Source organism: Nocardia sp. GCM10030253 (genome assembly GCF_042675075.1).
Lineage (GTDB): Bacteria > Actinomycetota > Actinomycetes > Mycobacteriales > Mycobacteriaceae > Nocardia.
Map to the genome: position 1 here is coordinate 148,727 of NZ_JBHTDL010000006.1, position 14,613 is coordinate 163,339.

Annotated in this window: 16 protein-coding genes and 1 tRNA gene; 5 read left to right on the forward strand and 12 right to left on the reverse strand. The window is 66.8% G+C overall.

Features of this window, described 5'->3' with window-relative positions:
• Positions 1-160: 160 nt before the first annotated feature.
• From ACFQZZ_RS12960 to ACFQZZ_RS12975, 4 genes are all read left to right on the forward strand, one after another.
• A tRNA-Leu gene (locus ACFQZZ_RS12960) sits at positions 161-247 on the forward strand.
• 143 nt (positions 248-390) lie between these two features.
• Complete coding sequence (locus ACFQZZ_RS12965) at positions 391-903, forward strand: phenylacetaldoxime dehydratase family protein (protein ID WP_378678821.1); 513 nt, start codon at positions 391-393, stop codon at positions 901-903.
• Between the two features lie 268 nt (positions 904-1,171).
• The gene (locus tag ACFQZZ_RS12970; protein WP_378678824.1) at positions 1,172-1,792 is read left to right on the forward strand and encodes a low molecular weight phosphatase family protein; all 621 of its coding nucleotides are present in this window, start codon (positions 1,172-1,174) and stop codon (positions 1,790-1,792) included.
• Between the two features lie 128 nt (positions 1,793-1,920).
• On the forward strand, positions 1,921-2,331 hold the full coding sequence (locus ACFQZZ_RS12975) for a hypothetical protein (RefSeq protein WP_378678826.1): 411 nt from the start codon (positions 1,921-1,923) through the stop codon (positions 2,329-2,331).
• Position 2,332: 1 nt separating this feature from the next.
• Here the strand turns inward: ACFQZZ_RS12975 and ACFQZZ_RS12980 are convergent, their stop codons facing one another.
• The 12 genes from ACFQZZ_RS12980 to ACFQZZ_RS13035 form a co-directional block, all read right to left on the reverse strand.
• A complete protein-coding gene (locus ACFQZZ_RS12980) occupies positions 2,333-3,241 on the reverse strand; it encodes an acyl-CoA thioesterase (RefSeq protein ID WP_378678829.1) in 909 nt (302 codons plus the stop codon).
• Positions 3,242-3,323: 82 nt separating this feature from the next.
• Complete coding sequence (gene pyk / locus ACFQZZ_RS12985; protein ID WP_378678831.1) at positions 3,324-4,742, reverse strand: pyruvate kinase; 1,419 nt, start codon at positions 4,740-4,742, stop codon at positions 3,324-3,326.
• A 103-nt stretch (positions 4,743-4,845) separates the two neighbouring features.
• Positions 4,846-5,514 (reverse strand): amino acid ABC transporter permease, encoded by a 669-nt coding sequence (locus ACFQZZ_RS12990; protein ID WP_378678834.1) that lies wholly within the window; start codon positions 5,512-5,514, stop codon positions 4,846-4,848.
• 12 nt (positions 5,515-5,526) lie between these two features.
• Positions 5,527-6,279 carry a transporter substrate-binding domain-containing protein gene (locus tag ACFQZZ_RS12995; RefSeq protein WP_378678837.1) on the reverse strand — a complete coding sequence of 251 codons (753 nt, stop codon included), beginning with the start codon at positions 6,277-6,279 and terminating at the stop codon, positions 5,527-5,529.
• 183 nt (positions 6,280-6,462) lie between these two features.
• Positions 6,463-6,972, reverse strand: coding sequence for an NINE protein (locus tag ACFQZZ_RS13000; protein WP_378678839.1), 510 nt, complete (start codon positions 6,970-6,972; stop codon positions 6,463-6,465).
• Between the two features lie 217 nt (positions 6,973-7,189).
• On the reverse strand, positions 7,190-8,380 hold the full coding sequence (gene lgt / locus ACFQZZ_RS13005) for a prolipoprotein diacylglyceryl transferase (RefSeq protein ID WP_378678841.1): 1,191 nt from the start codon (positions 8,378-8,380) through the stop codon (positions 7,190-7,192).
• Between the two features lie 21 nt (positions 8,381-8,401).
• Positions 8,402-8,596: a hypothetical protein gene (locus ACFQZZ_RS13010; RefSeq protein WP_378678844.1), complete on the reverse strand. Its 195-nt coding sequence runs from the start codon at positions 8,594-8,596 to the stop codon at positions 8,402-8,404.
• Positions 8,597-8,641: 45 nt separating this feature from the next.
• Positions 8,642-9,442 (reverse strand): tryptophan synthase subunit alpha, encoded by an 801-nt coding sequence (gene trpA / locus ACFQZZ_RS13015; RefSeq protein ID WP_378678846.1) that lies wholly within the window; start codon positions 9,440-9,442, stop codon positions 8,642-8,644.
• A complete protein-coding gene (gene trpB, locus ACFQZZ_RS13020) occupies positions 9,439-10,713 on the reverse strand; it encodes a tryptophan synthase subunit beta (protein WP_378678849.1) in 1,275 nt (424 codons plus the stop codon). The genes trpA and trpB overlap by 4 nt, the downstream gene beginning before the upstream one ends.
• Positions 10,710-11,528, reverse strand: coding sequence for an indole-3-glycerol phosphate synthase TrpC (gene trpC / locus ACFQZZ_RS13025; RefSeq protein ID WP_378678851.1), 819 nt, complete (start codon positions 11,526-11,528; stop codon positions 10,710-10,712). Before trpC ends, trpB begins: the two co-directional genes overlap by 4 nt.
• 138 nt (positions 11,529-11,666) lie before the next feature.
• Positions 11,667-12,410: a TIGR02234 family membrane protein gene (locus ACFQZZ_RS13030; RefSeq protein ID WP_378678853.1), complete on the reverse strand. Its 744-nt coding sequence runs from the start codon at positions 12,408-12,410 to the stop codon at positions 11,667-11,669.
• Positions 12,407-13,966, reverse strand: coding sequence for an anthranilate synthase component I (locus ACFQZZ_RS13035; protein ID WP_378678854.1), 1,560 nt, complete (start codon positions 13,964-13,966; stop codon positions 12,407-12,409). The genes ACFQZZ_RS13030 and ACFQZZ_RS13035 overlap by 4 nt, the downstream gene beginning before the upstream one ends.
• Positions 13,967-14,133: 167 nt before the next feature.
• Between ACFQZZ_RS13035 and ACFQZZ_RS13040 the strand changes: the two genes are divergently transcribed.
• A complete protein-coding gene (locus ACFQZZ_RS13040; protein WP_378678856.1) occupies positions 14,134-14,442 on the forward strand; it encodes a hypothetical protein in 309 nt (102 codons plus the stop codon).
• Positions 14,443-14,613: the final 171 nt, after the last annotated feature.

Genomic DNA, 14,613 nt, shown 5'->3' on the forward strand with positions numbered 1-14,613 from the left:
GCCGGTCCATCGGCCCACCGTTGCGCTGTCGAGTGATGTAAAGAGTACCTTTCACTTCGGCATAGAACCCATATACCCAGCGCAAACCGCCCGTCCGCGCCGCAGAGGGGAACCCATTCGCGTTCGACACCACCCACCAGCTATGCTTTCCACCCGGTGCGCCGATTTGGCGGAACTGGCAGACGCGACGGTCTCAAAAACCGTTGTCCGAAAGGACGTGTGGGTTCGAGTCCCACAATCGGCACCAAGCAGGCAGGCGGTCCGTGCTCATGGCGAGCATGGGCCGTTTGCTTCCCTACCCGGTTTCGTGGGTCCGAACCGCTTGCTTACCCGGGGCGCATTTCCCGCGTAGGGTGAGCAGCACGCACCTGGTTTTGCGGAGGTTCCGGCATGCGGGTGAACAGAACGACAGTCGATCTTTCCGGGTATCCGGACCTGGTAGTCATCTACCTGGGGATGCGCGTGCGTCGACCGCGCGGGATCCTGCGCCTACTCGGACTCGGTCCGAAACTCTATCGGTCACACAAGGATCAGCCCGACGGGCTGCTGCTGCACGAGGATGTGATCTGGTCGCTGTTTCCGCCGCACTGGGGGGCGCGGCAGTACTGGCGCGATCTCGACAGTCTGGAGCGGTGGACGCGTTCGGCGCCGCATCGCGATTGGTGGCAGAAGTTTCTGCGTGACTCCGGGGGCACCGGGTTCTGGCACGAGGCGTACTTCCTGCGGGGCGGGATCGACGCCATGTACGACGACATGGATGCCTCGAGTGGGCTGGCCAACTTCGCGCCCGTCGTCGCCTCGCGCGGCCGGATGTTCTCCACCCGTGGACGCGTGCACGGCGAACCCGCGAACGTGGCGCCGGTGATCGACGAATCCACCTACTACGGAACCGAATCCGACTGAGATCCCCCAACGACCTCAGCTTCCCAGCGCTGACGATATCGGTCGGCGACATCATGATTGAATTCATTCGCATCGGGTAACTACACGGACACGCCCAGACCTCGATGACGGGCCGGCCACGGGTCGGCAACGCCCGTCGAGCGTCTCTCCGAATACGAGGGCGTGCTTCGTGTACGGCACACAACGCACAGATGAATATGTGCTTGTGGCGGTGTGATTCGAGGCCTGACCGCTTCTGAATCGTTATCTGCCGTCCTACCGTATTCCCATGCACGTCCTGTTCGTCTGCAACGGCAATGTGTGCCGTTCGGTGGTCGCCGAGCGGCTTACCCGCGCCCTCGCTGTCGAACACCGGCTCGCCGGCCTCACCGCAGAAAGCGCGGGAACCCGTGCACTGGTCGGCTTTCCAGTGGAACCGCTCGCGGCGCAGACCATCTCGGGTCTCGGCGCAGACCCCGGTAACTTCCGCGCGCGACGCCTGAAGCCGGAAATGATCGACCGCGCCGATCTGGTGCTCACGATGACAGAGCAGATCCGCGATCAGGCCGCGGCGATGGGCTTCGGCGCGGGACCACGCACCTTCACTCTGCTGGAGGCGCACCGGATCGCCAAGGTGACCGGCGCGCGCAGCATTGCCGATCTGCATCGCGCCCGCGACGATCTTTCGCTGGTCGGCCGCGAGAACATCGCCGACCCGGTCGGCCTGTCCGAGGCTGCCTTCTGCGAGGTCGGCGACCGGATCGCCGAGGCGCTGGTGCCGCTGATGCTCACGCTGGCCCCACACGAGCAGACCAGGGCCGACGAAGACGAGCGTCCCGGTCTTGTGGTCGCGCCGGGCTCCACGCCCGCACCGCTCGCGGCATTCCTGGCGGCGCACCGCATCCCGTGATGTCGGGTGCCGGCGGGACGCGTCGAAGTGATTTCGACCCTGGCTGTGTCCATCAGGTACGCCGAGGGTTTAAACTCCCCGCGAACAACATCCACCGTTGATGGTTCGACACACGACAGGAATCAGACATGCCGAAACGAATTTCGGATGTTTCGCTCCATGTTTATGTGACACCGGAAACCCTCGAGCGCGTCGTCGACACGGTACGCGCCGTGGTGGACGATCACTTGCAGGATCGCGACGTTTTCGCGTGGCGCTTCACGCTACCCGTGGACGCCGACGCACCCGATCACATGATGCTCGAAACCCAGTGGCGGGTAGACCATCCCGGCCAGGAGCCGGGCAACCGCCGCACCTACGAGATCGCGCTGAGCCTGGTGGGCGCCCCACGCGATCTCACAGCACCGAGCCTGGCCGCTCTCGAGCGCAGGCTGATGCTGGAGACCTCGTGCGGCCCCACCCAACTCGCCGTACCCCGAACCATCAGGGTGCAGCGCCGCGACAGCTTCGACTTCGAAACCGAGCGCGAGCCGCTCTAGCTCAGGCGCGCGACGGGAAGTGGCGGATCAAGCCTTCCTGCACCACGGTGGCGAGCAATTCGCCGGTGCGCGAGAAGAACCGGCCCGTAGCCAGACCACGGGAACCCGCGGCGACCGGGGATTCCGTGGCGTACAGCGCCCACTCGTCGAAGCGGAACGGGCGGTGGAACCAGATCGAGTGGTTGACCGTCGCCGCGATGATCCGATCGAGGCCCCAGGAGAGGCCGTGCGTGGTGATGATCGAGTCGAGCACCGTGGTGTCGGACGAATAGCCAAGCGTCGCAACGTGAACCAGCGGATCATCGGGCAGCCTGCCGTCGGCGCGCATCCACACCCGATTGTGGTTGAGCCGCTCGCCGGTGCCCTTCATGATCCAGGCCGGGTCGTTGGTGTAGCGCATATCGATGGGGTGCGGGGCCTTGATGAACATCTCCAGCTTGTCTTCCAAGCCCTCGAAGCTCTCCTCCACCCGCGGCAGCGTTTCCGGATCCGGCACGTCCGGCTGGGTGGCGGAGTGCTCGAGGCCCTTGCCCCAATCCTGGAACGCGGCCAGCATGACGAACAGCTCCTGGCCGTCCTGGCTCGCGGTCACCGTCCGGTTGGCGAACGAGCGCCCGTCGCGATGGCGGTCGACCCGGTATTCGATCGGCTTCTTCACATCGCCACCGCGCACGAAGTGCGCGTTCACCGCGTGCACCGGACGGTCGCCGACCGTCCGGCCCGCCGCCATGATCGCCTGCGATACGAGCTGCCCACCGAATGTGCGGCTCCACACCTTCTCCGGATGCTGACCGACGAAGACATCCTCGTCGACCTGCTCCAGATCCAGCAGTCCGAGCAACACCTGCAGATCGGCTCCCTCCGCTGCCGCCGAACCGATGCCGACGGCACCACCTAGGGAGGCGTTCACAACCGCGCCTCGCTGACGCTCGGCTCCCCGGTGACCGCTGACGCTGCTGCGCCTTCGGCTCGCTCGCTGCGCTCACTCACAGTTAATGGTCCTCCTCGCCGATGCGGTGCACGTGGATCAGGTTGGTGGACCCGACGGTACCCGGCGGGGAGCCCGCAACGATTACCACCAGATCACCTTTCTGATATCGCTCCATCGACAGGAGTGCTACATCGACCTGGTGAATCATGGCGTCGGTGCTGTTCACCGTTGGCACGATGAAGGTTTCCGTGCCCCAGGTGAGCGACAGCTGGCTGCGCACCTCCGGCAACGGAGTGAACGCCAGCAGTGGCAGCGGGGTGTGCAGCCGGGCGAGCCTGCGCACCGTGTCACCGGACTGGGTGAACGCGACAAGTGCCTTGGCGTTGAGCCGCTCGCCGATGTCGCGTGCCGCGTAGGAGATGACGCCGCGCTTGGTGCGCGGCACGTGGGTCAGTGGTGGGACCCTGGTCGATTCGGTCTCCACCGCGTGCACGATGCGCGCCATGGTGCGCACCGTCTCGATCGGGTAGGCGCCGACCGACGTCTCACCGGACAGCATGACCGCGTCGGCACCGTCGAGCACCGCGTTCGCGACGTCGGAGGCCTCGGCCCTGGTCGGGCGCGAGTTCTCGATCATCGACTCCAGCATCTGGGTCGCCACGATGACGGGTTTCGCGTTCTCCCTCGCCATCTGGATAGCCCGCTTCTGCACGATCGGCACCTGCTCGAGCGGCAGCTCGACGCCGAGGTCGCCACGGGCGACCATGACCGCGTCGAAGGCGAGCACGATGGCCTCGAGGTTGTCGATGGCCTCCGGCTTCTCCAGCTTGCCGATCACCGGCACGCGGCGACCGACCCGGTCCATCACGTCGTGCACGAGTTCGACGTCCGAGGGTGAACGCACGAACGACAGCGCGATGAAGTCCACGCCGAGCTTCAGCGCGAACTCGAGGTCCTCGATGTCCTTTTCCGACAGCGCGGGCACGGAGACGTCCATGCCCGGCAGCGAAACGCCCTTGTTGTTGCTGACCGGTCCGCCCTCGGTCACCCGGCAGATGACATCGTTGCCTTCGACACCGGTGACCGTCAGCCCGATCTTGCCGTCGTCCACCAACAGCCGGTCGCCCGCCTTGGCGTCCTTGGCCAGTTCCTTGTAGGTGGTCGAGACACGGTCGTGGGTGCCGACGATGTCGTCGACGGTGATGCGGACCTCTTCGCCCGTCGCCCACACCGTGCGGTCCTCGATGAACCGGCCGAGCCGGATCTTCGGGCCCTGCAGGTCGGCGAGAATGCCGACCGCACGACCGAGGTCGTCGGAAGCGGCCCGCACCTTCTTATAGTTCTCGGCGTGGTCGGCGTGTTCGCCGTGGCTGAAATTCAACCGCGCCACGTCCATGCCGCTCTCGACGAGTTCTCGAATACGGTCCTCGGTGGCAGTGGCCGGGCCGAGAGTGCACACAATCTTCGTCCGTCGCATCACGGGTAGAGCCTAGTCCCGCCGGGTGCACTGGTCGTGTCGTGGCCTCGGTGAAACTTTGGTGAAAAATTTGCACAGAACGTTGGTGGAACATACGAACGCGCGATCATCGCGCGACGTGACGGCTCAGCCGCGTTTCCAGGCGGGTCTGCCCGAAACCGAGGAACAGGCAGATGACCCAGTAATACAGCGCCGCGACGCCGTAGAGCGCGAAGAAATCGAACGTCGGGGCGGCCGCGATCTGGGCGGTCCGCAGCAACTCGGTCACCAGAATGGTCGAGGCCAGCGAGGTGTCCTTCACCAGCGAGATCAACGTGTTCGACAGCGGCGGCACCGCGATGCGCGAGGCCTGCGGCAGGATGATCAGCCGCATCATCATCGGATACGACATGCCGAGCGCCTGCGAGGCCTCCCACTGCCCGGCAGCCACGCTCAGAATCGCCGCACGCACCACCTCCGCCGCGTAACCGCCGACATTGAGGCTGAAGGCGATCACCGCCGCCGGAAAGGGGTCGAGCACGATATTGAACTGCGGCAGCGCGTAGAACACGATGAACAGCTGCACCAGCAGCGGCGTACCCCGGATGATCGAGATGTAGAACCGGGCGGCCGCTTGGACCGGCCACACCGGCGACATCCTTGCCAGAGCCACGAGCAGCGCAATGGCCAAACCGATGACGAAACTGATCGTGGTCAGCGGAATGGTTTTGGTGATCGTGGCCTGCAACATCGGCCACAGGTTGTGCCAGATGAGTTCCCGCGTAGCGGCATCCATGGCAGGGAGCCGCTACTTGCTGACGTCGGTGCCGAAGTACTTCTCGGAGATCTGGGCCAGCTTGCCCTCGGCGCGCAATTGATCCAGCGCCTTGTTCACGTCGTCGATCAGCGCGTCGCCCTTGCGGGCGGCGAAGGCTTGCTGGCTGGTTTCACCGATCTTGCCGGAGACCTTCACGCTGGTGTCACCGGTCTTCTTGGTGTACTCGGCAACCGCGAGGGTGTCGTTGACGGTGGCGTCGACGCGGCCGTTCTTCAACAGCTGGATCGCTTGCACGAAGCCCTCTACGCCTTCGACTTTCGCGCCCGCGCCCGTCGCGACCTTGGCCCAGGTGGTGGTGACCGCCTGGGCGCAGGTCTTGCCGTTCAGATCGGCGAGGGTGGTGATGCCGTTGTTGTCGGCGCGGGTGACGATCACGCCCTCGGAGGTGGTGTACGGCTGCGACAGCGAGTACTTGGCCTTGCGGTCGTCGTTGATCGTCACCTGGTTAGCGACCAGGTCGAAGCGCTTGGACTCGAGGCCCGCGAAGATCGCGTCCCACGGGGTTTGCACGAACTCGACCTTCTTGCCGAGCTTTTCGGCGACGGCCTGGACCACGTCGATGTCGTAACCGGTGAGCTTGCCATCGGAGCCCTGGTAGCTGAACGGGGAGTAGGTGCCTTCGGTCCCGACCTTGATCACGTTCGGGTCGTCGCTGCCGCACGCGGAAAGCCCGGTGGCGGTGACGATGGCGAGCATGGCGGCGACGAACAACTTGCGACGCACGAAATACCTCTCTTCGGTGCGTGGACTGCCCACACACGACACACAATCAGTCCACGTTACGGACCGACCGTTTCGAGAAACAGTATCGCGATCATGGTGATCGGCATGGTTTTACCCTAAGTACACATCAGGCCGCCGCACCGATGAGGTGCGGCGGCCTGATGAGGTGAAAAACGTGCCGACTCAGTCGCGCAGCGGACGGCCGTCGCTGTCGGGCACCTTGCCCACCAGCATCATGATGCCGTCGACCAGCGGCCAGATGCCGCCGATGCCACAGGTCAGCCAGGTGACCGCGATCTGCGCGATGGCGATGCCGGTGTAACCGGTGTAGAACCGGCCGACACCGAACGCGCCGAGGAAGATCTGCAGCAGGCCCGCGATCAGCTTCTGCTTGTCCGAGAAGGGCACACCGAACTGGTCACGCCCGTAAGGCGCCTCCGGATCGTTCGGGTTGTAACCCTGCGGCTGCTGGTACGGCGCGGGCGGGTAGCCCCCCGGCTGCCCGTAGCCGCCCGGCTGCTGCTGTGCGTACGGATCGGCGGGCTGGCCGTACTGCTGCTGTGCGTACGGATCGGCCTGCGGGTACTGCGGCTGGCTCGGGTACTGCGGCTGGCTCGGCTCAGACGGCTTGTTCAGGTCCGGCCCTGTACCGGGCGGGCCGTACTGCGGTCCTGGGTTGTAAGGGTCGGTCACTAAATGTCCTCCTCATTTGTGCGGGCACCCTGTGCTGGCCCCCGGCCTTGCGATCCGCCGAGCGAGCAATGGCACGACGATCACGAGACATTCTTGCCGGAATCGACACGGTTTGTCGCCCCGTCGCTTCGGCTCGGTAGTCCGGCGACCGCTGTCGCTCGTCCTCGTTGTTATCGCGGGCGGTGCCTGAGACGTTGCCGTGGCGCAGAATTGCGGGCTAGCTCTTCTCAGGAGCAGTGCCCTCGGCCGGCCCTGCGGCCGGTTCGGATTCGGTGGGCTCCTTGGAATCGGTGTCCTGCTCCGAGGTCGTGTCCTTCTCCAGTTCGGTAGCCCGCTCGGACTTCTCCAGCCCGACGGCTTTCTCCGAGTCGTCCGCCTCAGCCGCCTCGGCGTCCTTGTCCGAGTCCGAGTCCGTTGCAACGGCATCCCCGGCTGTCGCGGCCGCTTGCTCCGCCGCAGCTGCGCGCAGGGCGGCGATCTGCCAGGGCCATGGGCGCGATCCGGTGCTGGGTTGCAACTGCTCGGCGGTCTCACGGCCCTTCGTCGCGAAGACGAAATAGGCGACGGCAGCCAAGAAGACGAGCGCCGAGGTGAACGAGTTGATCCGGATGCCCGCGATTTTGGTTGCCTCGTCGTCGCGCATCAGCTCCACGACGAAGCGGCCGACGCAGTAACCCGCGACATACAGCGCGAACAGGCGGCCGTGACCAATTCTGTAGCGCTTGTCGATCTGCACCAGCAGCACAACGATCAGCAGGTTCCACAGCAATTCGTAGAGGAACGTGGGGTGCACGACCTTGTCGACGACACCGGTGGAGACGCCGTTCATCGGGTCGAGCTTGCCGGCGTCGTCGAAGCGCAGGTAGATCTCCAGGCCCCAGGGCAGCTCGGTCTCGCGACCGTAGAGTTCCTGGTTGAAGTAGTTACCGAGGCGGCCGATGGCTTGCGCGAGCAGGATCGGCGGCGCGACCGCATCACCCAAGGCGGGCAAGGGGATTCGGTACACCCGGCAGCCGATCCAGGCGCCGACGCCGCCGAGGAACACCGCCCCCCAGATGCCGAGGCCACCCTGATAGATCTTCAGTGCGTCGATCGGATGGCCGTCTGCGCCGAAGTACTTCTGCCAGTCGGTGGCCACGTGATAGAGCCTGCCGCCGATGAGGCCGAAGGGCACCGCGAACATCGCGACGTCCAGAATCGCGCCGGGCTGCCCGCCGCGCTCGCGCCAGCGCCGCTCGCCCCACCAGATCGCGACGACGATGCCGACGATGATGCACAGGGCGTACGCCCGCAATGGGAACGGCCCGATCTGCCACACGCCCTGCGAGGGGCTGGGAATGTAGGCCAACACATCAGCGGTGACGGCACCATTGCTCAGGACGCTGTCCGCGAGGACTCGTAATGTCACGGGGCCAACCGTAGCGGAGCGTCATGCGCGCCGCTGCGACCACCACACCGCCGCACCCACCGCAAGGCTCAGCAGCCCGGCCCCGCTGGCCGACAGCGCTTCGACAACGACCGGCTCATCGCGGGTCAGCGCCGCGACACATGGTGCGAGAACGAAGAATACGAGCAGGCTCGCCACCACGGGTCGCGGCGAGGGCGACCGCTTCGGTGCGCTCATGGTTGGTCATACGAAGGCGCGGGTCGTGCGGTTCAGCGCAGCCTGCTAGGAAGCCACTGTCGCCGACCTGACGCCCTCGGCCAGTTCCTCGGTGAGTGCGCGCACCGCGTCGAGACCGGCGGCGGCGGCGCTCACCAGCGCCGAGCCGACGATGACACCATCGGCGTACGAGGCGATTTCGGCAGCCTGCGCACCCGAGCGCACGCCGAGTCCGACGCCGATCGGGATGTCGGAGTGGGTGCGAATCCTGGCGCACAGTGCGGGCGCCGCGGAGGACACCACATCACGCGCGCCGGTGACGCCCATGGTCGATGCCGCGTAGATGAATCCTCGGCTCGCCTCCAGGGTCTTCACCAGGCGTTCCTCGGTGGAGGACGGCGCCACCAGGAAGATCCGATCCAGGTCGTGCGCGGCCGAGGCCACGAACCAGTCGTCGGCTTCCTCCGGGATCAGATTCGGGGTGATGATGCCCGCCCCGCCCGCCGCGGCCAGATCGCGCGCGAACCTGTCGACGCCGTACTGCAGCACTGGGTTCCAGTAGCTCATCACAACGGCCTTGCCGCCCGCCGCGGTGATCGCTTCGACCACCGCGAACACGTCGCGCACCCGGACTCCGCCGCGCAGCGCCTGCTCGGCGGCGGCCTGGATGGTCGGCCCGTCCATCACCGGGTCGGAGTAGGCGACGCCGACTTCGACGATGTCACAACCGGATTCGACCATGGCCCGGACGACCTCGATGGAGCCTGCCAGATCCGGATAGCCCGCGGGCAGGTAGCCGACCAGCGCGGCACGGTTCTCGGCACGGCAGGCGGCGAAGGTATTGGCGAGACGGGACTGCTGACTCATTTGTCGGTCTCCTTGTCGGCGTCGGGTTCGTCGAAGAGCCCGAACCACTTCGCCGCGGTGTCCATGTCCTTGTCGCCGCGACCGGACAGGTTCACCAGGATGATCGCGCCCTCGCCCAGTTCCTTGCCGAGTTGCAGTGCACCGGCCACCGCGTGCGCGGACTCGATCGCCGGGATGATGCCCTCGGAGCGACTGAGCAGCAGCAGCGCGTCCATTGCCTCGGCATCGGTGACCGGCCGGTACTCCGCGCGTCCGATGTCCTTGAGGTAGGCGTGCTCGGGGCCGACGCCCGGATAGTCCAAACCCGCTGAGATGGAGTGCGATTCGATGGTCTGGCCGTCCTCGTCCTGCAGCAGGTACGAGTAGGCGCCCTGGAAGGCGCCCGGCGTGCCGCCGGTGAAAGTGGCCGCGTGCCTTCCGGTTTCGACACCGTCACCGGCCGCTTCGAAGCCGATCAGCCGAACGGCGGGATCGTCGAGGAATGGGTGGAAGATGCCGATCGCGTTGGAGCCGCCGCCGACACAGGCGACGACCGCGTCGGGCAGCCGTCCGGTCGAGGACTGCACCTGGGCGCGCGCCTCCAGGCCGACGACGCGCTGAAAGTCGCGCACCATCAACGGGAACGGATGCGGGCCCGCTGCGGTGCCGAAGCAGTAGTAGGTGTCGTCCGCATTGGACACCCAGTCGCGCAGGGCCTCGTTGATGGCGTCCTTGAGGGTCTGCGAGCCGGTGGTCACCGACACCACCTCGGAGCCGAGCAGCCGCATGCGGGCCACGTTCAGCGCCTGCCGTGCGGTGTCGACGGCGCCCATGTAGATGACGCACTCCAGGCCGAGCAGCGCGCACGCGGTGGCGGTGGCGACGCCGTGCTGGCCCGCCCCGGTCTCCGCGATGACCCTGGTCTTGCCCATCCGCTTGGCGAGCAGCGCCTGGCCGAGCACATTGTTGATCTTGTGCGAGCCGGTGTGGTTCAGGTCCTCGCGCTTGAGCAGGATGCGGGCGCCACCGGCGTGCTCGGCGAGCCGCTTGCACTCGAACACCGGCGAAGGCCGGCCGGTGTAGTCCCGTTGCAACCGGTCGAGCTCGTCCAGGAACAAGGGGTCCAGCCTGCACTTCTCGTACTCGGCGGTGACCTCCTCGATCACCGCCATCAGCGCCTCGGGGACATGCCTGCCGCCGTAGACGCCGAAATGCCCGCCGGCATCGGGCTCATGTGTGCTGCGGTGGGCGACACCCTCACTGGCCTGTGGTAGTGCAGCCACTCCTGTCACCGGCCCCGCCGCGCGGGCTTCGGGCAGGACGGATGAGTGCCCGCCGTCACCAGCTCGGAGACGGCCGCGCGGGGATCGCCACTGGTCACCAGACCTTCGCCGACCAGCACGGCGTCCGCACCCGCACCGGCATAGGCCAGCAGGTCGGCGGTGCCGCGGATGCCGGACTCGGCGATCCGGATGACCTCGGTCGGCAGGCCGGGCGCGATGCGGGCGAACACGTCCCGATCCACTTCGAGGGTCTTGAGGTTGCGGGCGTTCACGCCGATCACCGAGGCACCCGCCTCGAGTGCGCGGTCGGCCTCTTCCTCGGTGTGCACCTCGACCAGCGCGGTCATGCCGAGCGATTCGGTGCGGTCGATGAGCGAGGACAGCACGTCCTGCTCCAGCGCCGCGACGATCAGCAGGATGACGTCGGCGCCGTGCGCGCGGGCCTCGTGGATCTGGTACGGCCCGACGACGAAGTCCTTGCGCAGGATCGGGATGCTCACCGTGGCGCGGACCGCATCGAGGTCGTCGAGCGAGCCGTGGAAACGGCGGCCCTCGGTCAGCACGCTGATGATGCGCGCGCCGCCGTCCTCGTATGCCTTGGCCAGGCTGGCCGGGTCCGGGATGTCCGCGAGCTCGCCCTTGGACGGGCTGGCCCGCTTGACCTCGGCGATAACGCCGATGCCGTCCTCGAGGAGTGCGGCGCGGGCGTCCAGCGGCGAAGGCGCCGCCGCGGCCGAGGCCTTGATTGCCTGGAAGTCCAGGAGGGCTTCCCGAGCGGCGACATCCGCGCGGACCCCGTCGAGAATCGAGTCGAGTACCGTCATCTGGCTCGAATCCTTTCTGGGGAGACGCAACTGCTGCCTGAGAATCCCCCCAGGCGCTGTCTCACCGATGCTGACAAAGAATAAATGGCTGCTTGCGGCGCTCTCGCGCCGGGGTTTGTCGGGACCTGCCCAGACACTTCAGTCGGCACGTTTGCCCTGATCATCACTCAGTGCCCCGGCCTCCTCGGTCGGGTCGGTGCCGGCGTCGAGCGCGTCCCACAGCACGCGCTCGGAAAGCTGCCCCGAGGCCGAATTCGCCCCGGCGGCAGCCTCTTCCGTGCGGCGCTGTGTCACCTCTTCGGTGGCGGCGGCCCGCCGAAAGACCGGGTTGTCATATTTGCCTGACAGTTGCGCGGCGTCTTGGGGCATCCTGGCGAGCAGCACACCGGCCGAAAACGCCGCCAGTGCGCCCACCAGCGCGAGCACAGCGGGGAAGGGCGCCGTGACCACCTCGGTCACCGTTGCCCGCCCAGGTAGTTCGGCCAGGGTGGCGGCACGGGCCGCGGTCGCGCCGGACTTGGTCAGCAGGGCGAACGCCGGCACGGCGGTCACCGCGGCGACCAGGCCGATCAGCACGCCGAACATCCGGCGCAGCCAGCCGCGGGTGGCGAGCACTGCCGCGATTGCGGCAAGCAGCACCAGCGCCAACGGAGTCAGCGCACCGAACCAGACACCGCCGTTGAGATGGTCGGTGCGTGGCTCGGTAAGTCCGTCCGTGGACGCCACGGTCACCCACGTCAGCCGCGACGAACCCCAGAGCACGGCTGCCGCGAGCGCCAACAACACGATCGCGCCGACCGGGTATTTGCGCCGGGGAGCCACGGTGTCGACAGCGGCATCCGCACCATCGGTCCCCGCATCGTTCTGTTCCGGTTCACTCATCCCGCGCTGCCGTTCTCGCTTCCGGGCTCGGTGCCGTATGCCCGGACCGTCTTCGCGGCCGCGATCGCCTTGAGTACCGCCATCGCTTTGTTACGGGATTCGACGTCCTCGTAGTCGGGATCGGAATCCGCGACCACGCCCGCGCCCGCCTGGACGTAGGCGGTGCCGTCCTTGAGCAGCGCGGTGCGGATGGCGATCGCGGTATCCGCGTCGCCCGCGAAATCCAGGTAGCCGACGACGCCGCCGTACACGCCGCGGCGGGTGGGCTCGAGTTCTTCGATGAGTTCCATCGCGCGCACCTTCGGTGCGCCCGACAGCGTGCCCGCTGGGAAGCAGGCGCGCACCGCGTCCAGCGCGATCTTGCCCGGTGCGAGCCTGCCGTGCACGGTCGACACCAGGTGCATCACGTGGCTGTAGCGCTCGATGTGCCGATACTCGGTGACCCGCACGGTGCCCGGCTGGCACACCCGACCCAGGTCGTTGCGGCCGAGATCGACGAGCATCAGGTGCTCGGCGTTCTCCTTCTCGTCGGCGAGCAGTCCCTTCTCCAGCAGCAGGTCGTCCTCCTCGGTGGCGCCACGCCAGCGGGTGCCCGCGATCGGATGTGTCGTCGCCACACCGTCTTTCACGGTCACCAGGGATTCCGGGCTGGAGCCGACGATGGAGAACGCGGTGCCACCTTCGCCGTCGGGGATGTGCATCAGGTACATGTACGGACTCGGGTTCGAGGCGCGCAGCATGCGGTACAGATCCAGCGGGGCGCCGTCGTAGTCCATTTCGAAGCGCTGCGACAGCACCACCTGGAACGCCTCGCCCGCCTCGATCTCCTTGACCAGCCGGCGCACCCCGGCGCCGAATTCCTCGGAGGTGCGCTTGCGCCGATACTGCGGCTCGGGCTGGTCGAAGACGGACACGGTGGACTCCGACGGCGCGGCCAGCGCCTGTGTCATCCGATCCAGCCGGGCAACGGCGTCGTCATAGGCCTCGTCGACTCGGTCCGCGGTGCCGTTCCAGTTGACCGCGTTGGCGATGAGCGTTATCGCGCCCTCGTGGTGGTCGAACGCGGCGAGATCGGTGGCAAGCAGCAGCACCATCTCCGGCAGTTCCAGATCATCGAGGGCGAGGATGGGCAGCCGTTCGATCCTGCGCACCGCGTCGTAGCCGAGGTAGCCGACCATGCCGCCGGTCAGCGGAGGCAGACCGGGCAGTCGTTCGGTCTGCAGCAGTTCGAGTGTCTCGCGCAGCGCCACCAGCGGATCCCCGCCCGACGGTGCGTCGACGGGAATGTTGCCGAGCCAGGCGGCCGCGCCGTCGACGACGGTCAGCGCCGACGGGCTGCCCGCGCCGATGAACGACCAGCGCGACCAGGAGCGCCCGTTCTCCGCCGATTCGAACAGGAAGGTTCCGGCCCGGTCGCCGGCCAGCTTGCGATAGGCCGACAGCGGAGTTTCGGAGTCCGCCAGCACCTTTCGGATCACCGGAACCACCCGATGCTCCGCGGCGAGCTGGTGGAACTGTTCGCGGGTCGTGGTGGTGGGAGTCGACGCGCCAGGCATTGCACCATCATCCCAGGCCGCTATGACACCGGCACAGCCGCCCTTACCGGGCCGCGCCTGTAAACCAGCCGTCCGGTTCGCACGCGGGTCCAGCGCCTGTGGCAGGCGTCACTAGACTCGCGGCGTTCCATGTCGCACGTGGTATCCAATTCGAGAGGAGACAACTGATGTACCGCTCGCAACCGGTTGCGCCGGAGGGTCGGCACGGTGCCGGATCGGGTATGCCCGGTCAGCCCCAGCGAATGGTCGGCCTGAACTCGATGGGCGGATCGCAGAGCTCCACACCACTGAATGCCCTAGCGTCGTTCGTCACCTATGTGAAGGCACTGGAGGCGCTGGACAGGCACCACTTTCCAGATGAGTACGCCATTCACAGCGACCGGATCAAGGAACTCGAGCCGTTCCTGCGCGCGCACGGCATTCTCGATGTCATGGAGATCAAGAACCCCGAGGTCGCTGCCCTCATCGGCGTATAGCGACCGTTCTCCCGTCCCCGTCGTCCCAGGCTTCTCCCGCGGCGACCCAGCGGAAAGCCCGGATTCGAGATATGGACCCTCGGCTTCCCGCGGGGGCGACGGGGCAGGAGACCCGGGCCGGGGACAGCAACGAGCCCCACCGAACCGACTAACCGCCCGGTAATGTCCCCG